At 67.9% G+C, this 20,207-nt stretch carries 22 protein-coding genes; 17 read left to right on the top strand and 5 right to left on the bottom strand.

All coding sequences use genetic code 11. The annotated features are described in order from the left end of the window. The first annotated feature begins 38 nt into the window (after nt 1–38). Together OG562_RS24040 and OG562_RS24035 are read left to right on the top strand one after the other, a co-directional pair. A complete protein-coding gene (locus OG562_RS24040) occupies nt 39–461 on the top strand; it encodes a hypothetical protein (RefSeq protein ID WP_266401078.1) in 423 nt (140 codons plus the stop codon). Further along, complete coding sequence (locus OG562_RS24035) at nt 448–1,350, top strand: DUF3592 domain-containing protein (protein WP_266401076.1); 903 nt, start codon at nt 448–450, stop codon at nt 1,348–1,350. The genes OG562_RS24040 and OG562_RS24035 overlap by 14 nt, the downstream gene beginning before the upstream one ends. A gap of 81 nt (nt 1,351–1,431) precedes the next feature. Here OG562_RS24035 and OG562_RS24030 read toward each other — a convergent pair whose 3' ends face one another. Next, complete coding sequence (locus OG562_RS24030) at nt 1,432–2,664, bottom strand: aspartate aminotransferase family protein (RefSeq protein ID WP_266401073.1); 1,233 nt, start codon at nt 2,662–2,664, stop codon at nt 1,432–1,434. Between the two features lie 32 nt (nt 2,665–2,696). After that, a complete protein-coding gene (locus OG562_RS24025; protein WP_266401072.1) occupies nt 2,697–3,782 on the bottom strand; it encodes a zinc-binding dehydrogenase in 1,086 nt (361 codons plus the stop codon). A 214-nt stretch (nt 3,783–3,996) separates the two neighbouring features. Between OG562_RS24025 and OG562_RS24020 the strand changes: the two genes are divergently transcribed. The 14 genes from OG562_RS24020 to OG562_RS23955 all read left to right on the top strand — a co-directional run bounded on the left by OG562_RS24020 (nt 3,997) and on the right by OG562_RS23955 (nt 14,744). Further along, nucleotides 3,997–4,995, top strand: coding sequence for a hypothetical protein (locus tag OG562_RS24020; RefSeq protein ID WP_266401071.1), 999 nt, complete (start codon nt 3,997–3,999; stop codon nt 4,993–4,995). A 123-nt stretch (nt 4,996–5,118) separates the two neighbouring features. Continuing rightward, a complete protein-coding gene (locus tag OG562_RS24015; protein ID WP_266401068.1) occupies nt 5,119–5,790 on the top strand; it encodes an SGNH/GDSL hydrolase family protein in 672 nt (223 codons plus the stop codon). A gap of 79 nt (nt 5,791–5,869) precedes the next feature. Beyond that, nucleotides 5,870–7,576 (top strand): AMP-binding protein, encoded by a 1,707-nt coding sequence (locus tag OG562_RS24010; protein ID WP_266401067.1) that lies wholly within the window; start codon nt 5,870–5,872, stop codon nt 7,574–7,576. Nucleotides 7,577–7,595: 19 nt separating this feature from the next. After that, on the top strand, nt 7,596–8,585 hold the full coding sequence (locus tag OG562_RS24005) for a hypothetical protein (protein ID WP_266401066.1): 990 nt from the start codon (nt 7,596–7,598) through the stop codon (nt 8,583–8,585). A 95-nt stretch (nt 8,586–8,680) separates the two neighbouring features. Then, nucleotides 8,681–8,947 (top strand): acyl carrier protein, encoded by a 267-nt coding sequence (locus OG562_RS24000; protein ID WP_266401065.1) that lies wholly within the window; start codon nt 8,681–8,683, stop codon nt 8,945–8,947. Between the two features lie 40 nt (nt 8,948–8,987). Further along, nucleotides 8,988–9,914 carry a diiron oxygenase gene (locus OG562_RS23995; RefSeq protein ID WP_266401064.1) on the top strand — a complete coding sequence of 309 codons (927 nt, stop codon included), beginning with the start codon at nt 8,988–8,990 and terminating at the stop codon, nt 9,912–9,914. Continuing rightward, the gene (locus OG562_RS23990; protein WP_266401063.1) at nt 9,911–10,165 is read left to right on the top strand and encodes an acyl carrier protein; all 255 of its coding nucleotides are present in this window, start codon (nt 9,911–9,913) and stop codon (nt 10,163–10,165) included. The genes OG562_RS23995 and OG562_RS23990 overlap by 4 nt, the downstream gene beginning before the upstream one ends. Next, entirely contained in the window at nt 10,152–11,006 is an 855-nt protein-coding gene (locus OG562_RS23985; RefSeq protein ID WP_266401061.1) for a hypothetical protein, read from the top strand. The genes OG562_RS23990 and OG562_RS23985 overlap by 14 nt, the downstream gene beginning before the upstream one ends. Beyond that, nucleotides 11,003–11,728, top strand: coding sequence for a 4'-phosphopantetheinyl transferase superfamily protein (locus OG562_RS23980; protein ID WP_266401058.1), 726 nt, complete (start codon nt 11,003–11,005; stop codon nt 11,726–11,728). The genes OG562_RS23985 and OG562_RS23980 overlap by 4 nt, the downstream gene beginning before the upstream one ends. Further along, nucleotides 11,725–12,006, top strand: coding sequence for a ferredoxin family protein (locus tag OG562_RS23975; protein WP_266401057.1), 282 nt, complete (start codon nt 11,725–11,727; stop codon nt 12,004–12,006). The genes OG562_RS23980 and OG562_RS23975 overlap by 4 nt, the downstream gene beginning before the upstream one ends. Nucleotides 12,007–12,016: 10 nt before the next feature. After that, nucleotides 12,017–12,826 (top strand): SAM-dependent methyltransferase, encoded by an 810-nt coding sequence (locus OG562_RS23970; protein ID WP_266401055.1) that lies wholly within the window; start codon nt 12,017–12,019, stop codon nt 12,824–12,826. 3 nt (nt 12,827–12,829) lie between these two features. After that, nucleotides 12,830–13,780: an acyl-ACP desaturase gene (locus tag OG562_RS23965; RefSeq protein ID WP_266401053.1), complete on the top strand. Its 951-nt coding sequence runs from the start codon at nt 12,830–12,832 to the stop codon at nt 13,778–13,780. Further along, the gene (locus OG562_RS23960) at nt 13,777–13,920 is read left to right on the top strand and encodes a hypothetical protein (protein ID WP_266409879.1); all 144 of its coding nucleotides are present in this window, start codon (nt 13,777–13,779) and stop codon (nt 13,918–13,920) included. The genes OG562_RS23965 and OG562_RS23960 overlap by 4 nt, the downstream gene beginning before the upstream one ends. After that, the gene (locus tag OG562_RS23955) at nt 13,917–14,744 is read left to right on the top strand and encodes a thioesterase II family protein (protein WP_266401051.1); all 828 of its coding nucleotides are present in this window, start codon (nt 13,917–13,919) and stop codon (nt 14,742–14,744) included. The genes OG562_RS23960 and OG562_RS23955 overlap by 4 nt, the downstream gene beginning before the upstream one ends. On the opposite strand, the gene OG562_RS23950 is transcribed toward OG562_RS23955, so the two are convergent. After that, nucleotides 14,716–15,543: an AfsR/SARP family transcriptional regulator gene (locus OG562_RS23950; RefSeq protein ID WP_266401049.1), complete on the bottom strand. Its 828-nt coding sequence runs from the start codon at nt 15,541–15,543 to the stop codon at nt 14,716–14,718. The genes OG562_RS23955 and OG562_RS23950 overlap by 29 nt on opposite strands. 1,121 nt (nt 15,544–16,664) lie before the next feature. Between OG562_RS23950 and OG562_RS23945 the strand changes: the two genes are divergently transcribed. Continuing rightward, nucleotides 16,665–17,477, top strand: a complete 813-nt coding sequence (locus tag OG562_RS23945; RefSeq protein ID WP_266401047.1) for an AfsR/SARP family transcriptional regulator — start codon at nt 16,665–16,667, stop codon at nt 17,475–17,477. Here OG562_RS23945 and OG562_RS23940 read toward each other — a convergent pair. After that, a complete protein-coding gene (locus OG562_RS23940; protein WP_266401045.1) occupies nt 17,474–18,457 on the bottom strand; it encodes a TauD/TfdA family dioxygenase in 984 nt (327 codons plus the stop codon). The two genes, OG562_RS23945 and OG562_RS23940, sit on opposite strands and share 4 nt — an antisense overlap. A 191-nt stretch (nt 18,458–18,648) precedes the next feature. Beyond that, nucleotides 18,649–20,136 (bottom strand): MFS transporter, encoded by a 1,488-nt coding sequence (locus OG562_RS23935; RefSeq protein ID WP_266401043.1) that lies wholly within the window; start codon nt 20,134–20,136, stop codon nt 18,649–18,651. Nucleotides 20,137–20,207 lie beyond the last annotated feature (71 nt).

Here is a 20,207-nt window from a genome sequence, read left to right as displayed (position 1 = left end):
CCACACCGTCGAGCAGAACCCCCAGCTGGGAGGACGTCATGGGAATGTTCGGAAAGCGCAAGAGCCGCGAGGAGCGGGCCGCCGAGATCGCCGGCAAGGTGGCGAGCGGCAAGGGTTTCTACGGCCGTGCCACGCGCGCGTTCCTCGGCGCCGAGGACTTCGCCAAGGTCCAGTCGTCGGTCGGCGCGTACAACTCCGGCCTCGAAGTACAGCAGTTGCTCGCCATGGGGGCGCCGACCATACCCGCCGCCGTCGTGTCGATCAGCGACACCGGCAAGCTGGTCAACTTCGACCCGGTCGTCGACCTGGTCCTCCAGCCGACCGGGGCCGCCGACCGGATCGCCCTCCAGACCATCGTCTCCAAGCTGCGGATTCCCCGCGCCGGCGACCAGGTGCTGCTGGTCGCCGACCCCGCCCGGCCGGGCGGCTTCCTGTACGCCGGGGACGGTGTCACGCCGTGAGCCGGCCTTCACCGTCTTCGCCGGTGCTCCCCTGATGAGCGGTCACGAGCCGCTGGAACTGTGGTGGGCGGTGCCCGCCGGGCTGGCGCTGCTCGGCTACGGGCTTTCGTTCGCCGGGCTGACCCGGGCGCAGCGAGCGGTGTGGGTGACGGCGCGGATCGTAGGAGTGGAGCAGCCGACGCACGGTGACTCCAAGCGGCCCGGGATACCGGTGACGGTCGCGTTCCAGGACCCTGCCACCGGGCGGGAGTTCATCCTGCCGAACGCGGGCAAGCACGGCGACTCGGTCGAAGAGGCCTGGGTGGGGCGTGAGTTCGAGGTGCGCTACCCGCCCGGGCAGCCGCACCGGTTCCGCATCGTGCTCGACACCACGGGCGAGAAGAACGGCCGGCTCGGCCCGACCTGCGCGGTCATGCTGCTGCTCATCGGGCTGGCGATCCACGCGACCGTCGTCTGGGGCTACCCGTGGGCGCTCCTCGGCTTCGGCGCCCTGCTCACCGCCTTCGCGGCGGCCAGCCCCGACATCCGCTCGGCGCGCCTGCGCGACCATCTGCTGGCCTCGGCCGTCGCCGTCCCGGCCCGTGTCGTGGCCGTCGCCAAGGACGTCCACACCGCCGGGGAGGGCGACGAGATCGTCGACCACACCCCCGTCGTCGCCTTCACCACCCACGAGGGCGTCCACGTCACCGTCCTGTGCCGCGACAACATCCCCGACCCGGGCCGCTCCCTCGACCGCGCCCTCACCGTCCACTACGCCCCCTCCGACCTCACCGTCTACACACCCGACCCGGCAGCGGACCGCCGGGACCGCGAGGGGTCCATCGGCCTGATCGTCATCCTGCTGATCATCGGGACGGCCGCGATCGTGACCGGCGCAGTCACCCTGTGACCCCGTGCGAGGCGCTGACGGGCGGCGTCAGAGCCGCCTTCGGGATGCGGCCCCAAGGCGCCGGTCGCCCCCTGTGACGTTTCAGACCTCGGCGACAGCCCGTGCGGCGCTCTCGACCGCCGACCGGAACTGCGCGATGTCGTCGTCCGAGATGACGGCCGGGGGCGAGAACCGGATCACCGTGTCCTTGCCGACGGTCGTGGTGGCGATCACTCGGTGCTCGAGCAGCTCGACCATGAACGTCTTGACGTGACGGGGGCTGGTGAACTCGATGCCGAGCAGCAGTCCCCTGCCGCGCACCTCCCGCACGACCTCGGACGGCACGTCCTTCATCGCCTCGGTCACGATGCCCAGGAGTCTCTCGCCCAGGGTCGCTGCGCGCGCGATGTGGTCCTCTTCCTGGAGGGCCCGCAGGGTCGCGGTCGCGGCCGCCATGCCCAGCGGGTAACCGGAGAAGGTTCCGCTGTGCAGCCGGGGGTTGCGGTCGATCGGGCGGAAGGCCTCGGCCGTACAGACGGCCGCGCTGACCGGTACACAACCGCCGCCGAGCGCTTTGCCCACGAGCAGGATGTCCGGGCCCGTCGCGGCCTCGTCCCATCCCCACCAGGTGCCCAGTCGGCCGAGACCGCTCTGGATCTCGTCCGCGATCAGAATCGCTCCGTGGTCGCGGCACAATGCCGAGACGGCGCTCAGATATCCGGGCGGCGGCAGGTGGACGCCCCCTTCGCCCTGCACCGGTTCGACGATGACCGCGGCCGGCTCTCCGGCCGCCAGCGCTTCGGACAGCGCGGCCTCGTCCCCGAAGTCGATCGTCTCGACGCCGGGCAGCAGCGGGTGGAACGGCATCTGGAGAGACGGCCGGTCGGTCACACTGAGCGCGCCCAGCGACTTGCCGTGGAATCCGCCCCGCATGGCGAGGACGCGGCGGCGGCCGTTGGCCCGGGCCAGTTTGAGCGCCGTCTCCACCACCTCGGCGCCACCGGTGCCGAAGTAGACCCGCTCCAGTCCGTCGGGGGTGACGGAGACCAGCCGCTCGGCCGCCTCGGCGAGTTCGCGCGACAGGAAGGTCTTGGTGGCTATGGGGTGGCGGTCCAGCTGGCGGTGGAGCGCCTCGACCACCGCGGGATACCGGTGGCCGAGGATGAAGACCCCGTACCCGCCGAACTGGAGGTACCGGCGGCCCTCTTCGTCGTAGACATGGGCTCCCTCGCTCTCCACCTCGACCGGGAGGCCGAGGACGTCGGCCAGGCGGGCCGTGCCCTGGCCGAGGTGCGCACGGTAGAGGTCGGCCACAGCGCTTCTGATGGATGTCATGCGGAGAGAACCTCCAGTACGCCGATGGCGGGTCAGGGCATGTCGGGAACGAGTACGGAGCGCGCGAACCGGCGGGACGTGAAGGCGTCGACGGCCTCGTCGATCCGGTCCAGACCACGGTGCACGTCGAGTGCGCCCCCGAACCCGATCTGTCCGGATTCGACGAAGTCGCACAACTGCGCGAGGTCACGGCCGGGTTCGAAGCCGCCGAAGACCGCGCCCTGAAGGATCCGGCCGGAATGGAAGAGTTCGAAGGCGCTGAACTGCACACGGTCGGAGGTCGCCCCGGCGCCGACGACGGTGACCGCACCCCCGCGGCGGGCGAGCGCCCACGACTGCCGGATGGTCGGTCCCGTCCCCACGCACTCGAAGACATGGTCCGCTCCACGGCCTCCCGTGCTGTCCCGCACCGCCTTCGCGAGTGCCGACGCCGGGTCGTGGGCGGCGTGCGCGCCGAACTTCAGGGCCAGGTCACGACGTTCCGGCGAGGGGTCCACGGCGATGACACAGGCGGCCCCGAGAGCGAGGCTGGTCTGGATGACGCTCAGCCCCACTCCGCCGGCCCCCATGACGACCACCGACTCGCCGGCTGCCACACCGGCGATGCGGCGCGCCGCCCCGAATCCGGTCGCCACGCCGCATCCGAGGGTCGCGGCCTGCGTGTCGGGGAGAGCCGACGGGAAGCGGACCACGCTCCGCTCCGACACCAGGGCCTGCTCGGCGAACGCGCCGATTCCCATCGCGGACTGGACCTTGGCGCCGTCCGGGAGGCGCATCCGGTCCGTCCGCCGCGCCGACACCGCGGCGGAGCACAGGGCCGACTGCTCGTGCCGGCAGAACCAGCAGGCGCCGCAGGGGCCGACCCAATGGAACAGGACCCTGTCGCCGGGTACGACCGTCTCCACACCGGGTCCGGTTCCGAGGACCGTTCCGACGCCTTCGTGGCCGGGGACGAACGGAAAGCGCTGCGGGAGTCCCCCGCTGCCGAGCGAGAAGTCCGTCCTGCACAGGCCGGCGGCGCCGACCCGCACGAGCACCTCACCGGGACCCGGGGCCGCCAGGGACACTTCCCGCACCTGCCAGCGCCCCGACGGCTCGTCCACGACGACGGCTCGCACCTTGCCCCCTGGTGAGAGATACAATTCCCGACTTCCGTGGAACACCCTCCAGTAGCCGACTTACGCCCGGCTAAAATCTCGCATCTTCTCGACTAAAGCCCCGCAGATCAGCCTTGCGGACGCCGTGGCCACAGTGCATAGACTCTTCGACGTCATTCTTCTTCGTGGAGCCGCACGGAACGCGCAGCAGGACACAGGGGGCGAAGCACGCGTCATGGCCGGTGAAAACGGATGGCTTAATTCACTCGCCGCACTGTACGCAATGCCGGAGGACCACCGCGATTTCAGCGTGGGCCGACCGGCCGCTCTGGACGTTCTCCGCTGCGACGGGCCCGTCCTCGACCTTCTGGTCGGCGCCGGGCTGCAGTGCGCCGACATCGACGGCGCCCAGCACTTCGACCGTTACGACCTGTTCAACCTGGCGCTGGCATCGCAGTCCGGCCGGTCGCTGCCGGAGATCTCGATGCGCTACGCGCTGCGCTGGATGCAGGGCGCCCCCGCGACCTGGACCGAGCCTCTGGACTGGAACTTCGACGTAGAACTGGGGTGCCCGCTGGGTGACGGCTGCGGAGCCGATCCTCGCTGGGAGCATGCCCGGCTGCTGCCCGAGGCGACGGGCGGACAGCTGCTGAGCTGGCAGACGGAGCCGACGGACGTACGGGTCACCGACGACGTCGTACGCCACTCGGGGCCCGGCCCCGTCCGCCTCGCCGGCTCCCTCCGCACCTGCGGCGAGCTGCGGACACTGCGGTCGCAGAAATTGCGGTACATCGTCGATGAATTCCTCGCCCACGACTACACATGGGCTCGCATGCCCGAGACGTTGCAGGCTCAGGAAACCCGGATGCTCGCGGCGGGAGTGGCCCCCTGTATCGCGGCCAGCATATTTCTGGAGCGGGAGTTCCGGGCAGCCGGATACGAGGCGATCACACGTCGCGGGTGGATTATGGGCGTCCTCGATCTCGCCCATTCATGGGTCGAAGTGACGGATGACGACGGCATGACCAAATGCGTCGACGTCACCTTCAGAAAGCTCACGCAATACGCGCACCGTCCTCATCCGGAACTGGCCGAAGCCTGCGTCGGGTCCCGGCTCAACCGGCTGCTGCCCACATCGATTCCCGCCGACGGCGCCATGGCCGGTCATCGCTGCGGAGGTGTCGCCAGAACACCGCTGCGGAAGACGACCGTACGGAAGATCGGTCGCGGATGAACGCCACAGCATTGCGAGCGCCACAACAGTGCAAGCGCCACAACAGTGCAAGCGCCACAGCAGCGTGAACAGCCCCGCGTGACCGCCGGACGAACGCACATCACCTCACGAAGGAGAGCCATCATGACGGACGAAGACTTTTCCGCCGAAGCGGCCGATCCCCACTGCGTCTCGCCGGCCGAGAGCGACGCCCTGCTGGCCTCCGCTCCCTGGAAGAGACTCGCCGTGTTCGGTGACAGTGCGGCGGAAGGGCTCGGCCAGCCGGTACCCGGATACCGGACGATCCCGTGGGGAGAGCGGCTGAGGGACTCCCTCGCACGCGTCAGCCCCGGCCTCGAGTACGCGAACTTCGGGCGCCGTGGGCTCCTTTCCGGACAGATCCGTGAGCAGCAGTTGGAGCGTGTGCTGGAGTTCGCTCCCGATCTGGCCTGCCTCGTGGCGGGCGGCAACGACGCGTTCGCTCCCAGGTTCAGCCCCGACGAGGTCGAGGAGACCATCGACGGCATCGTGAGCGCGCTGCGCGCGTCCGGGTCGGACGTCCTCCTGTTCGGCCTGATGGACGCCTCGGCGGCGCTGCCGGAGCTGCGGCCCGGACGGTCGCGGATGATCAAGCTCAACGCGGCGGTGCGCGCCGTGGCCGAGCGGCACGACGGCGTGTTCGTGGACCTGTGGGAGCACCCGGCGCGCGCCGACGCCGACATGTACAGCGACGACAAGATCCACAACTCGATGCGCGGTCACGCCGCCATCGCCGCCGACACGATCCGCGCACTGAGCCGGCGCATCGGTTCGTGATCGGGTCGCTGCCGCACCCCGTACCGGCGACGACCGGCGCCAAGACGATCAAGCGCACCGACTCAGATGCGGAGACCCCATGCTGCTCGACTGGCTGAAGGACCCTCGCCCCGCGCGAGGAATCCATCTCGCCGCCGACGACGGCTCATGGAACTTCTTCTCCTACGTACAGCTCGCCGCCGACACCCGCCGCATCGCCGACCGGCTGCGGGAACGCGGCGCGGGCCGGGGCCGGGTGGTCTCGCTCGTCCTCGACGACCCGTACCAGTTCGTCAGCTCGTTCATGGGAACGCTCCTCTCCGGCGCCGTGCCCGCGCCCCTGGCCCCGGCCACCGCGCTCCGTGGCACCGACCGTTATGTCACGCACCTCGGGCGGGTGTTCGGCACGGCACGGCCGAGCATCGTGCTGACCGAGGCCGATCATGTGGATCTCGTCGCCCGGGGGCTGAAGGAGTCCGACTGCGGGACGACGGAGATACTCCAGCCCGCAGACCTGGCGGGCCCGGACGTCCGGTCCGGTGAACTGCCGGACGTCTCCCGCCCGTCCGACGAGCTGGCGCTGCTGCAGTTCACGTCGGGCTCCACCGGCAACCCCAAGGGAGTCCGTGTCACCTGGGGCAGCTTCGGCGCGAACGCCGAGGCCATCCGGCGGTGGCTGCGCTGGACGGACGAGGACTCGTTCGCGAGCTGGCTTCCGCTCCATCACGACATGGGACTGATCGGCGGCATGGTGATGCCGGTCGTGACGGGCACGGATGTGTGGCTGATGCGGCCCAACCAGTTCCTGCGCTCGCCCCTGCGCTGGCTGGAGTGCTTCGGCAAGAAGGGGGTCACGCTCACCACGTCCCCCAGCTTCGGATACGCGTACACCGCGCGACGGGTCACCGCCGAGCAGGTCGAGGGCATGGACTTCTCACGCTGGCGGGTGGCGATCCTGGGCGCCGAGCGCATCGATCCGCTCGGTGTGGCGGACTTCTCGGCCCTGTTGTCTCCGCACGGCTTCTCGCTGAACACGCTCGTCGGTGCGTACGGCCTGGCCGAGACGACGGTCGCGGCCAGCGGGGTGCCGGCCGACCGCGGCTCCCGCCTGCTGAGGATCGACTCCGCACAGCTCAAGGACGGCGAACCGGTCCTGGTCGCCGAGCGCGGCACGCTCGGCAGCGATCGGGTGGGCGGCAACGGCTGGTTGACAGGCTGTGGCGTGGCGGTGCACGGGAACACCGTCTCGATCATCGACCGGCACGGAACGGAACTGCCCGAGGGCACGTTCGGTGAGATCAGGATCGACGGCCTGTCGCTGGCGGACGGCTATCTGAAGGCCGCCGACGAGGTCGAACCCTTCGACGCGGACGGTCTGCACACCGGCGACGCAGGGTTCGTCGACGACGGCGAGCTCTATGTCGTGGGCCGGATCGGCGAGTCCCTCAAGGTCCGCGGCACGAGCCTGTACGCCGAGGACGTCGAAGCGGACCTCAAGGAGCTGACGGGCAAGGGCAGCCAGGACTGCGCCGTCGCCTTCGGCACCACCGACGAGGCCCACCACGTCGTCGTCTTCGTCGAGGGCCGGGTGAGCGAGCAGTGGCTGCGCGCCGCGCACGATCGCGTCGTCGCGCACACCTTCGGCGCGCTCAGCATCACCGTTCTGCGCGGCTCCCGTGGGTCGATCAGCCGCACGTCGAGCGGCAAACCGCGGCGCCGCGCGATGTGGGAGCAGCTGCTGAGCCCGGCCGGCGGTCCCGACTGGAGCGTGGAATCCGGAAGCCTGCCGACAGAGTCGAAGGCCTGACAGCAAGAGCTGGGGAGACATGAACACCGAGGACATCGTGGACACCGACAGCCCCCGCGCCGTGGTCAACCTGCCGAGCCCGGCAGAGCTGTACGACCGGTGGGAACAGCAGCAGTGGAGTGTCGCCGACCTCAAGGTCGAGCAGGACTCCGCGCGTTGGACGCAGTTCAAGCCGTTCGTCCGCAGGGAACTGCTCACCGCTCTGGCGGACCTGGAGATCGGTGAGGTGAGCGTCACCCAGACGCTCAGCTCGCTCGTCGATCACGCGCCCTCCGAGGAGGACCGGATCTATCTCTGCACCCAGATGGCCGACGAAGGCCGCCATGTGCAGTTCTTCAAGCAGTACCTGCTCAAGGCGGTCGGCGTCACGGAGGGGGATCTCGCCCCCGACGGCGAACTCGGCATGGCCTCGGCGTACGGGAACATCTTCGAGCCGACGCTCAGGGAAGCCACCCGCCTGGTCCGCGAGCACGACGGGGACCGCCCCGTCTGGTACGCCGGCGTGGTCTGGTACCACCTGATCACCGAGGGCGTCCTGGCCGCGGCCGGCCTCAAGTCGCTGCGGGCCTTCGTCCGCAGCGTCGGGGAGCTGCCCGCCCTGGAGGTGGGGCTGGCCAACGTCACCAGGGACGAGACCCGGCATCTGACGTACGGCCTGTCGGCGGCCCGGGAAGGTGTCACGTCCGGCTACGCCGACATCATCGCCGAGACCTACCGGGCGGGCATCGACAAGACGGTCGAGGTCCTGGTGAACCCGCGTCAGCGGGCCCTGACCCCGATGATCCCGGTGGCGCTCGCCAAGCGGGCAGAGCAGCTGACCGAGCAGTGGAACGCCGCTCGCGGCCGGGTGGTCCGGCAGCTCGGTCTGATCGGACTCGGTGAGCACCGTGCCGAGGCCGAGCAGCGGTTCGACGCGGCTCTGGAGCGCACGCTCGACCACTACCACGAGGTATGGGGTGTGCAGCACCCGGTCCGCCGCGCCGCGGCCTCCGGGCTGATCAACGCGTGACTCCGCACACCGACCCACTCGGTGTCCGCAGACCGCAGAGATCGCAGAAACACAAGCAGAAGAAGCAGCAGCAGCAGAGGAAGAGGAACACAGACATGGCAACGCCTGACGACATCGCCGCACGCGTCCGTGAGATCACCGGGAAGATGTCGCCGCTCGGTGAGCGCACGGTGACCTCCGAGGAGCGTCTGATCGAGGACCTGGGCTACGACTCGGTCACCTTCATGGAGCTGTCGCTGGCCATGGAGGGCGAGTTCGACATCAACGTCATCGAGGAGGACGAGGTCTCGGACCTCACCACCGTCGGCGATGTGGAGCGGCTGATCGGCAAGATCACCGGAACGGCGCAGCAGGCCTCCTGACATCTGAACGTGCGGTTCACCATCCGAGGGACGAGAGCAGATGACCACCGCCAACGCTCCGCTGGAGCCGCTTCGGAACATAGCCGGAGCGCTCCAGGCGAACAGCCGTTTCCAGGACGTTCTCGATCGTCTCGTGGCGATGTCGGAACGCGACTACTACGACCCGTACAAGCTCTTCCAATGGCCGGACTCCCTCGACGAGGACGCCTACTGGATGTCTCCCGAGCTGATGACGGTGTACGGCACCGAGGTTGCGTCGGCGTTCGACGAGAACCAGCTGAAGGCCATCAGCAAGTGGGAGAGCATCAACTTCTACAGCGTCAACGTCCACGGCATCCGTGAGCTGCTGACCTCGATCATCGGGCGGATCCACACCACCGGATTCGAGATCCCGTCCGAGTACTTCCACCACATCATCGGCGAGGAGAACGACCACATGTGGTTCTTCGCCAAGTTCTGCCTGAACTACGGTGGCAAGATCTACCCGGACCGCCAGATCGTCTTCGCCGGACCGCAGATCCCCGAGGCCGAGAGCTTCCTCATCTTCTCCCGGCTGCTGATCTTCGAAGAGCTGGTCGATGTCTACAACCAGTTCATGGGCGGCGACGAACGTCTGCACCCCACGATCCGCCAGGTCAACGCGGTGCACCACCAGGACGAGTCCCGGCACATCGCGTTCGGCCGCCAGATCGTGTCCATCCTCCACGAGGAGCTCCGCGCGCGGCTGAAGACCGCCCAGCTCACCGAGCTCGGCGACTACCTCAAGAGGTACATGCGTGCCTCGGTGGAGATGCTCTGCAGCCCCGCCGCCTTCCGTGACGCGGGCATCGAGGACCCGTACGGGGTCCGGCGCAAGGTGGTCGGCGATCCGGCCTTCGACGCGTACGTGGCCCGTGCGCTCAGGCGTTCCACCAAGTTCCTGGCGAACGAGCAGATCATCGACGACGAAAGGATTCCGCGGCTATGAGTGATGATCTCTCCTTCATCAGGGACTACCTGCTGTCCCGCAGGCCGGAGTTCACCACCATCGACCCGGATCTGGACCTGATCGACAACCGCATCCTCGACTCCCTCGGGTTCATCAGCTTCCTCTACGTCCTCGAGGAGCGCACCGGCCAGGAGATACCCCTGGATTCGGTGTCCCCGGAGGACTTCCGTACGCTCAACCGGATCCGCGCGCGGTTCCTCGACGGCGGTGCCGCCCATGCCGGCGCCTGAACTCGGCGACACCGGGTTCCGTGTCGACGCCGGTCTCGCCACCCTCGGCCCCGAGGCCCTCGAGCTGCGCAACGAGCTGGACGCGATCTTCACCGGCTGGGGCGCGCGGGCGGGCGCGGTCGCCATGGCGTACCCGCCCCTGATCGCGGCCGACGACCTCACCGCGCTGGACTACTGGGAGAACTTCCCGCATCTGGCGATGACCGCCACCGGTCTGCGCGAGGACCGCCGCCAGAACCTGGTGGTCGACTCGGCCAGGCCGGCGGTGGACCACGCGGCGCTGTGCGATGCCGGCCATGTGCTGCCGTCGTCGGCCTGCTACCCGGCCTACCTCGGCCTCGGCGGCATGAAGGTGCCCGACAACCACCTCATCACGACCGTCGCCACCTGCTTCCGCAACGAGTCGCACTTCGACGGGCTGCGCAGGCTTCTGGGGTTCACCATGCGCGAGGTGATCTTCCTGGGCAGCCGTGCGGAAGTGCTCTGCCGCGTGGCCGACTTCAAACGGCTGACATCGGAGTTCATCGCTGCTCTGGGGCTTCCGGTCGAGGTGCGGCCGGCTCGCGACCCGTTCTTCGACGCGGACTCCCGGCGTTCGCTGATGCTCAGTCTGTTTCCGGCCAAGGAAGAGTTCGTGTACGGGGACACCGTGGCGATCTCGTCCGTCAACTTCCACCGGAACTTCTTCGGCGAGCGGTGCGGCATCCGTACCGAGGACGGGGAGTACGCCTTCTCCGGATGCATCGGTTTCGGCCTCGAACGTTGGCTGCACGCCCTCGCCGAGCACTTCGGCTCGTTCGAGGCCGCGCTCGCCGAAGTCCGTAAAGAAGCCTCGGCATGACCGCCGGCCTCGCCCCCGCGCGGGAGGTGTTCCTCGGTGCGCCGCAGGCGGACTCCTTCATGGCCTTCGGCCGCCAGGTGGACGTCTGGGTGGCGGACATCGGGACCGAACCCGGAGCGAACCGGCTCGCCGCCGGGGATCTCACCGCCGACAGCGACGCCGAACTGGCCGCCTCGATCGCCCATCCCGCCGGGCGCAGGAGGTTCAGCGCGGGGCGGGCGCTGGCCCGCTGGGCCCTCGCCGGCCGTCTGCGGTGCCGACCCCACGAGGTACCCATCGGAATCGGCCCGAACGGCAGACCCATGCTCACGCTCCCGGAGCCCGGGGGATCCCGGGGCGGCCGGGGGGCCGTCGACTTCAACCTGTCGCATTCCGGCGACCGGGTGGCCGTCGTCGTGTCACAGGGCCTGCGGGTGGGGATCGACGTCGAGCGCACCGCCGACCGGGAGAACGCCGCGAGCCTGGCGCGCCGGATCTTCTCCGAAGCCGAGCTGGCGCTGCTCGCCGAGACCCGGCCGTCGCGGTACCTGGAGCAGTGGTACCGCATCTGGACGACGCGCGAGGCCTATGTCAAGGCGAACGGCACCGGATTGAGCGCCATCTCTTCCGACCTGCCGGTGTGCGGCCGGTCCTGGCTTCGCCATGACGTTCGGATCGCAGGGGACTACACAGCCACCGCGGTCGCCTGCCGCAGAGAGACAGGAGCAACAGCTCAGCCATGACCTATGTCATCACCGATGCATGCGTCGGGGTCAAAGAGGCGTCCTGCGTGGCGGTGTGCCCGGTGGACTGCATCGGCCCACTGCCCGGCTCACCGGAATTCGACAGCGCCGAGCAGCTGTACATCAACCCCGCGGAATGCATCGACTGCCAGTCCTGCGCTGTGGCCTGCCCGGTGGACGCCTGCTACCCGGAGGACGAGCTGCCCCCGGAGTGGAGCGGGGCCCAGCAGTCGAACGCGGACTACTTCGCGCAAGGCATCACCAGTCGCCCTTCCTGAGGAGCCAAGCATGACCGCCGACCCTTCGTGGATCACCGAAGAAGTGGACGCCGACCAGCCGAGCATCGCCCGCCTCTACGACTACCTCCTCGGTGGCACCCACAACGTGGAGTCCGACCGGAAGCTGGCGCGCGAGGCCATGCGCGCGGCGCCGGGTCTGCTGAAACTGGTCCGGGAGAACCGGAGTTTCCTGCGCCGCGCCGTCCGGCACGCGGTCGACGCCGGCATCGACCAGTTCCTGGACCTCGGCTCCGGCATTCCCACCCGCGGAAGCGTCCACCAGACCGCCCAGGCGCTGAACCCCGAGGCCCGGGTCGCCTATGTCGACATCGACCCGGTGGCTGTGGCCCACGGTCGTCGACTGCTGGCCGACAACGACCGCGCGACCGCCGTCCAGGGCAGTCTGCTCGAGCCGGAGGCGGTGTTCGACTCCCCCGAGATCAGGAGCGTCATCGACTTCGACCGTCCGGTCGCCCTGCTCTTCCTCTCGGTGCTGCACTTCTTCTCCGACGACAAGGTGCTGCCCGCCCTGAAGGTCTACCGGGACAAGGTGGCCCCCGGCAGCCATCTGGTCTTCTCCGTCGCCACGAACGCGGAGAACGACGATGCGGCCGACATGGTGCGGAGCATCTACGCGGACGCCTGGGCCGACTGCGTCATGCGCTCGCGCGACGAGGCCGCCCTGCTCCTGGGCGATTTCACCGTCCTGCCCCCCGGCATCGTCTTCCCCGTGTACTGGGAGAGCGGCATCCCGCTCGGGACGGAGACCAATCCGGTGCACCACAACTACTTCGTCGGCGTGGGCCGGAAGCCGGAGTAGGGCGTGAGGGACGAAGACATCCGGCTGCTGCACACCCTCGAGGACGCGGTGGCCGAGGAGCTGAACCGTCATCTCGGCACGGCTCAGTCATGGATGCCCCACGAATACGTTCCCTGGGACCAGGGGCGCAACTTCAACGGCGTGCTCGACGGCGAGGAGTGGTCTGCGCACCAGTCGAAGATCTCCGAAGCAGCCCGGCTGTCGCTGGTGATCAACCTGCTGACGGAGGACAACCTTCCCAGCTACCACCACTCGCGCGCGGAACTCTTCGGACTCCAAGGAGCCTGGGGCGAGTGGCTGCACCGGTGGACCGCGGAGGAGGGCCGCCACTCCATCGCCATCCGGGACTATCTGCTCACCAGCCGCTCGGTCGACCCGGTCGAACTCGAAGAGCTGCGCATGACCCAGCTCTCCAAGGGCCACGAGGCGGACGCGAGTGCGAGCATTCTGCATTCCATGGTCTATCTGACCGTCCAGGAACTCGCCACGCGTATGGCCCACCGCAACACGGGGAGCGCCTCAGGTGATCCGATCTGCGACCAGATGATGGCCAGGATCGCCAAGGACGAGAACCTGCACATGCTCTTCTACCGGAATCTGCTCGGCTCCGCGCTCGAAGTGGCACCGGACCGCACCATGGTGGCGTTCAAGGACATCGTCACGCAGTTCAGGATGCCGGGGCACTCCATTCCCGGATTCCAGCGCGCGGCACGGCTGGTCGCCGTCGAGGGAATCTACAACCTTCGTATCCACCACGACGACGTGCTGCTGCCGATTCTGCGCAAGCTGCGCGTCCTGGACCTCGGTGGACTGGGCACCGAAGGCGCGGCCGCCCAGGAGGAGTTGGGAGCGTATCTGTCCGAACTGAGCACCAGGGCAACTCGGTTCGACGAGGTCCGTGCGGCGATCCTGTCCAAGAAGACCGCCCTCGCCGAGTCAGGAGAGAAGCAGTGACCGGACCCCGCGTGCTCGGCATGGGCCACGACCAGCCGGGGACCGTTGTGACCGACGAGATTCCTTCCGGTGCGCCGGCCCTTCTCTTCGGGTCCGGCGGTGACCTGGCCTACGCCGGCCAGGTCGTCCGGCGCCCGTGACCGGACGGACCGACGTGAAACAGAACCCGGTGCCGAGCGTGGCGGCGACCTGGTGGACGCGACTGCGCCCGGCGTCCTCGGACGGCCCGGTCCGCGGCCGACGGCTGTTGGTGCTGCCGCACTCCGCGGCGGGGCCCACCGCGCTGGTCGACGTGCTCGCCCATGTGCCCGAGGACGTCGAGATTCTGGGGCTCGCCCTGCCGGGCCGCGGCGGGCGCTTCACCGAGGCGCCCGGCTGCGGCCTGGACGACGTCCTGGACAGTGCGGTGAGGGAACTCGCCGGCCGGAACGTGCCGACGGTGCTGTTCGGGCACAGTCTCGGCGCCTTGCTCGCCTTCCATGTCGCGGGCGTACTCGGGGAGGACTGCAAGGGGCTGGTGATCGGTGGACAGGTGCCGCGCGGCTGCCGCATCGTGCTCGACGCCGAGACTCCGGAGGAACTGCACGACGTGCTGGTGGCCGGTGGCGGAACCTCGCCGGAGGTGCTGGAGAATCCTGCCCTGCTGAAGGCGGTGACCCGGATCCTGTCCGCCGATGTCGCTCTGGGCAGGGAGGCGTCGGCGGCCGGCCGCCCACTGCGGGCGGGCGTTCCGCTGTTCGTCCTCGGGGCGCTCGACGACCCGCTGGCGCCGTTCGCGCAGCTGCCGGAGTGGGGCGCCCGGACCACGGAGTCGTGCGAGGTCTTTCCCCTGCCCGGGGGGCATTTCGCCCTCCTGGCGCCGGAGAACAGACGCGCCGTCGCGGACGTGCTGGCGAAGGCGCTGCAGAAGGCCGCGCCAGGCGCCTGCCCGACAGCTACCAGGTCAAGGCAGGGTCATGGGTGAGGATCGACTGCTGCAACCGCTTCAGCTGGGGGCCGGGTTCGATTCCGAGATCCTGGACCAGGACTTGGCGAATCCTTCCGTACGCCGCCAGCGCCTCCGCGGTGCGACCGCTCCGGTAGAGGGCCACCATCAGATATCCATAGAGGTTCTCCCAGGTCGGACGCTCGTCGATGAGGGAGCTGATCTCACTGATCACCGCCTTGTGGTTGCCCAGTTCGAGCTCGATCTCGAGGCGCTGTGTGTGGGCGAAGGCGCGTCGCTCGTCCAGGCGTTGACCGAGGCTGTCGAAGGCCGGCACGGTACGCAGGTCCTCGAGAGCGCGTCCCCTCCACAGCGCTATCGCGGAGTCCAGGACCTCGGATGCCTCCTCGAGCGATTCCAGTGACGACCTGAGTCGACCGGCCCTGGCGAGCAGCACCTCGAACTGGTCAAGGTCCAGCACGTGACCGGACAGATTGATCCGGTATCCGGGCGGCTGAGTGACGATGAGCGAGGTGGCGTCAAGGCCGAGCGACTGGAGGTACTGCCTGAGCTTGGATATGTAGACATGAAGCGCGGTCGGCGCCGTCCGGGGAGGCGCACCCGACCAGAGAACCTCGGTGAGCCGGCTGACGGAGACCACTTCCTCGCGGTGAGCGCAGAGGTAAGCCAGGAGGGAGCGTAACTTGAGGGCTTTCGGCGCGACCTGAAGGCCGTCCTGTGTGGCGATCCCGATCGGCCCCAGTACCTGAAACTTCACAGATTTCCCCGGTGATGTCCAGAATTCTCGGTTCTTTCCTGCGAGAGCGCCGCTGACCACGCGGGTGAGAGTGCCGCGACCACGCCTGCGAGGGCGCCGCAACCGCGAGCGTCAACGCTCCCGGCCGCCGCTCACTCGGCCCGGTCGCAGGACATCGTCGGCATCAGCGGGAGCGCCCGCAGCCGGGGCGTCGGCGAGCTGCCGCACACCCCGGTCAAGTGCACCTCGATCGTCGCCTCCGTCGCCTCCGTCGACGCTGACGGAGCATGCGTACGCGACAGCGTTTCCGGGCACGCCGCGCAGCCTTCCGCCGCGGGGCCGCGCGAAACCTCGACGGGTGAGCGATGGGTGAGCAAGGGGGATCCCCGTGCGGTTGCCGCCGCGGTCGACCCGATAGCGCGCGAAGGCCGTGCCTCAGGGTCTCGGATTTTCCCCGTCGGGCGCTTTGTTTTCGACCGGCCGCCGAATGATAAAAAGCATGCCTCGCATCACCCCCGTGATACCGCAGAACAAAACCAGGATGCTCACGCTCTCTCGATCCTCAACGATGCCGTGGTGACAGTCAAGAGCATCGACATGGGAGAAACGAGGGCCCTGGGTGACTCTGCCCCGTATGGTGCTTTATTTTCAACCTGATCCACGATGCGGCGAAATCCATGATCACGCCCCTCGCGAATCGACCAAGCGCACAAGGCAGGCATATGCGATTCACAGAAACTCATTTGCCGTTCGCCGCGGGAGCCCAGGGCTCTCCCTGGACGCCGCTCACGGAGACGTCGATCGTCATCCAGGAGGGCGTCGCCACGGCCGGCGAGGGCATCCCGCCCGCCGCCGTCGAGCAGGCCGCTGCTCAGATGGGCCGCCCGGCTCCGTGGCACGGGCAGACCCGGGCCGACCGGACGCCCAACCAGGACCAATCCGCCCGTGCTTCGCAAACCATTTTTAGAGTTCACCCATAAAGTGCATGTCAGGCACAATAATCCAAAAGACGGGCACAAGGGTTGGCAAAATCGTCACGAAAGACCTGCGGCAGCCCTTGACGCCCATCAAAGGCGTGAGCGATGATCATGGTTCTGAAAATGTGAATATTCAATGGAGGGCGTGCGTCAATTATGGAAAGCTTGGGATAACCCCGGACGCGGCTGGGAGATTCCTGCGGTTCGACTGAAGATCGGGCGGTTATGATTTTTAGAGTGCTGGGCCCCTTGGAGATAGAATCCTCCTCCGGACGCCAGAAGAGTCCTCGGGCACTCAAAATTCGCTCACTACTTGCGTTCCTGTGCGTGCACAATGGAAAGTCTGTTTCCACGGAGACCCTGATCGACGCACTCTGGTCCAGCCTGCCCCCGCAGACCGCCGCGACGGCACTTCAGGTCTATGTCTCCAAGCTGCGCAGGCACCTCGCCGACCTGGGTCTCGACGCATCCGTACTCACCACCCAGCCGCGGGGGTACCGCCTCAACCTGCCCCCTGAGCTGCTGGACGTCAGCCGCTTCGAAGACCTGTGGACCGAAGGGCAGCGACTGCTCAAGGAGGACCGCAAGGAAGAGGCGGCGGTCGTACTGGCATCAGCCCTGGCGCTGTGGCGAGGTGGCGCCCTCGGTGATCTGCGCTCGATACCGGCCTTCGACGCTCTCGGACGTCGGCTCGACGAGAAGCACATGGCCGCGCAGGAACTGCACATGGGACTTCAGCTCCGCCTGGGCAGGCACCGTGCCCTCATCGGCGAACTCTATGCACTCATAGCCGAGCTTCCCACCTGGGAGAACCTGTACGCCTACCTCATGATCGCCCTTTACCGATCCGGCAGGACCGCGGAATCTCTTGCCGTTTACGGCGAGATTCGCGATGTCCTGGTGAGCGAGTTCGGCATGGAACCCGGAGCCGGCCTTCGCCATCTCCACCAGGCGATTCTGTCCCGGGCGGCCCACCTCGACGACGTGGAGAACTTCGACCCGAGGCATCCGGAGCCCGTCCTGACCCACAGGCGCTAGGGCAGCCGACTCGCTTCCCGCTTGCGCGACCAGACTCGGTACATGTAGCGGTTGACGCTGTCCGGAGTGTCCGTGTCCATGTCGATCACCCGGGGTGTGAAGCGGTCGACGAACGTGGTCCTGGTGTGCAGAAATCGATCGTCGGCAGAAACCATGGTCTGCCCTCGCTCGAGCCGCATCCGATACTGCACGGACGACTGGTCGAGAACCGCGTCAAAGAAGTCGAGAGCCTCGCGCTGACGCTCACTCAGCGGTTCTCCGACCTGCTCGTGTGCGCTTTCGATGTAGGCCCTGAAATAGCTGACCAGCGGCTCGCCCTCGGCCGAGTACTTGATGATGGGGGACTGGAAGAAGTCGGCCTCCGTGGTCATTCCGCGCTTCTCGAACCAGAATTTTCCGGTCAGGATGTCAAGAATCTCAGGATGCTTCAGGAGAAGGTCATGGGCGGTCTTGGCGTCCACCATGACGCTCTCGCCGCCAATGTAGGCGCGCTGGGCACACGACAGGACGAGGTAGTCGATCGGCTCGATGTCGCTCACGCCGTCGTTGTGTATGTAGGCGCCCTGCTTGGTCTGGTGGTACCTGGCTCCCTCGGCGATCGTGCGGCCGGTGCCCCGGTCGTACACCTCGATCAGGCGCCAGCCTTCGTGGTTCTGGAGCATCGGCTCCCCCAGCGCCGAACCGAGTATCCAGGTGAAAAGAGCCTGGGAGCGCAACGATTCGATGCCGGCGACTCGGTCATAGATGACGAAGTGAGTCCCGGAATCGACCACTTTCCGCGTCGATTCGATTTCCTGCGTGAACTGCGGGCAGCGAGTCAGGTCTACCGCCAGATCGTCCACCCGCATCCCCCGAGACGCTTCGCCGAGCTCCCTGATGTACGGGACCAGCTCCTCCTGGGCTCGCTTCGAGAAGGTGTGCAGCGCTTCGGCGGGCACCTCGAGGGTGCGGGAGTACGACATTTCAAGAGCTGTAGCCATTCCGCAGTTCTTCCTTTCCTGACACTTTAAGGCAGTAGCCCTGATCCCCTGCCCTGTGGACCTGACGGACAGGGCTGCCTCGACTCTATGACTCAGGTCGACCCGCCGCAAACAAAAAGGCTCGGCTTACCTATCGGATTTCAACAGCGGTGCCAGTCCCGTGCAATTCCTCTGTTAGGAGAGTTTTAGCTTCACACACGAATGTCGGCGTGCTGCTCCGACCCGCGCCGGATGAGAAGCGCGGCCCCGGTTCCACAGGCGGCCACGACAGCCGTGGCGACCAGTGCGTGTTGCATCCCGTCGAGGAAGACGGCCTGACCGATGCGGGCCAGCGTGTCGGACGTGCCCAGGTGGAGCGCCGCGCCCGGAGACTGGCCGACCGCCACAGCCTGGGACGCCTCGTAGGCCTGGGACGTCGACAGGGAGAAGCCGGCGTCGGAGAGTTGCCGGGGGAGCGTCGAGTTGACGCGTGTTCCGATGATCGCGGCGATCAGGGCTGTGCCCAGGCTGCCGCCGACCTGCATCGCGGTCTGCTGGATCCCGCCCGCCACGCCGGACAGCTCCACCGGAGCATGGCTCATGACCAATTTGGTCGCACCGACTTTCACCGGACTGAATCCGAAGCCGAGCACGAAGAAGCACAGCATGATCTGGAGCGAGCTCGAACTCGCGCCCAGCCGGGACAGCGCGCACATGGCCACCGTCGTGGCCAGCATGCCGAACACGATGGGCGTCCGGGCTCCCCTGCGGTTCATCCACAGCCCCACCAGCGGAGCGCCGACGATCATCATCAGGGTCAGCCCGAGCACCCGGACACCGGACTCCACCGGGGTCAGGTGCTGGACGTTCTGCAGATAGAAGACGAGGACGAAGGGCGCCCCGATCATCACGAAGGCCAGCACGACGGTGAGAAAGGCGCCGACCGAGAACTGCACGGAACGGAAGATCCGCAGCGGAAGAAGTGGTTCCGCAACCCGGCTCTCCCACCAGAGGAAGCAACACCCCAGCACGGTCGCCATGCCCAGGAACAGCAGGTTCTGGCCGTATCCGCCGCCCGCGGCGGGTGTCCGGGTCAACCCCCAGACCAAGGAGCAGAGCGCCACGGCCAGCATGACGACACCTGGCATGTCGAACGACTTGGCCGCGCGGTCCGGCCGCACCTCGCGCAGTCCGACCAACCCGAGCACGAGCGCCAGGGCGCCGAGGGGGACGTTGACGAAGAAGATCCACCGCCAGGACGCGTGCTCGACCACCAGACCACCGACGATCGGACCGGCCGCGGTGGAGGCCGCGATGATGGAACTGCGGACCGCGATCGGCATGTTGAGCCTTTCCGGAGGAAAGGCGTTGCGCACCAGACCGAGAGTCGCCGGCTGCATCAGCGCCCCGAAGACTCCCTGCAGGGCCCGCAGTCCCACCACCCAGGCGATGCCGTCGGACAGGCCGATCGCGACCGAGGACAGGGTGAACCCCAGTACGCCGGCCAGGAAGACCCTGCGATGTCCGAAGCGGTCCCCCAGCTTGCCGGCCGTGATGAGCAGTGCCGCGACGGCGAGCAGATAGCCGTTGGTCACCCACTGGATCTGGGACAGGCCCGCCCTCAGCTCGTGCTGGAGGACCGGCTGGGCCACCACCACGATCATCCCGTCGAGCGACACCATCATCGCTCCGATGGACACGGTGATCAACGTCAGCCAGGGCCGGCCGCGAAAGCTTCGCCACCCCACTCGTTGCGTGCCGTGTGCCGCCG

It is taken from the genome of Streptomyces sp. NBC_01275 (genome assembly GCF_026340655.1).
In the GTDB taxonomy this organism is placed as follows: domain Bacteria; phylum Actinomycetota; class Actinomycetes; order Streptomycetales; family Streptomycetaceae; genus Streptomyces.
Note: the sequence above shows the minus strand (reverse complement) of the source record. Positions and strands in the feature narration are given on the sequence as shown.

Coding starts and splice junctions, on each gene's coding strand:
- OG562_RS23975 (WP_266401057.1), top strand. CDS start 11,725: ATGACCTATGTCATCACCGATGCATGCGTCGGGGTCAAAGAGGCGTCC.
- OG562_RS24030 (WP_266401073.1), bottom strand. CDS start 2,664: ATGACATCCATCAGAAGCGCTGTGGCCGACCTCTACCGTGCGCACCTC.
- OG562_RS24000 (WP_266401065.1), top strand. CDS start 8,681: ATGGCAACGCCTGACGACATCGCCGCACGCGTCCGTGAGATCACCGGG.
- OG562_RS23985 (WP_266401061.1), top strand. CDS start 10,152: ATGCCGGCGCCTGAACTCGGCGACACCGGGTTCCGTGTCGACGCCGGT.
- OG562_RS23995 (WP_266401064.1), top strand. CDS start 8,988: ATGACCACCGCCAACGCTCCGCTGGAGCCGCTTCGGAACATAGCCGGA.
- OG562_RS23980 (WP_266401058.1), top strand. CDS start 11,003: ATGACCGCCGGCCTCGCCCCCGCGCGGGAGGTGTTCCTCGGTGCGCCG.
- OG562_RS24005 (WP_266401066.1), top strand. CDS start 7,596: ATGAACACCGAGGACATCGTGGACACCGACAGCCCCCGCGCCGTGGTC.
- OG562_RS23970 (WP_266401055.1), top strand. CDS start 12,017: ATGACCGCCGACCCTTCGTGGATCACCGAAGAAGTGGACGCCGACCAG.
- OG562_RS23940 (WP_266401045.1), bottom strand. CDS start 18,457: ATGGCTACAGCTCTTGAAATGTCGTACTCCCGCACCCTCGAGGTGCCC.
- OG562_RS23945 (WP_266401047.1), top strand. CDS start 16,665: ATGATTTTTAGAGTGCTGGGCCCCTTGGAGATAGAATCCTCCTCCGGA.
- OG562_RS24040 (WP_266401078.1), top strand. CDS start 39: ATGGGAATGTTCGGAAAGCGCAAGAGCCGCGAGGAGCGGGCCGCCGAG.
- OG562_RS24020 (WP_266401071.1), top strand. CDS start 3,997: ATGGCCGGTGAAAACGGATGGCTTAATTCACTCGCCGCACTGTACGCA.
- OG562_RS24015 (WP_266401068.1), top strand. CDS start 5,119: ATGACGGACGAAGACTTTTCCGCCGAAGCGGCCGATCCCCACTGCGTC.
- OG562_RS24010 (WP_266401067.1), top strand. CDS start 5,870: ATGCTGCTCGACTGGCTGAAGGACCCTCGCCCCGCGCGAGGAATCCAT.
- OG562_RS23990 (WP_266401063.1), top strand. CDS start 9,911: ATGAGTGATGATCTCTCCTTCATCAGGGACTACCTGCTGTCCCGCAGG.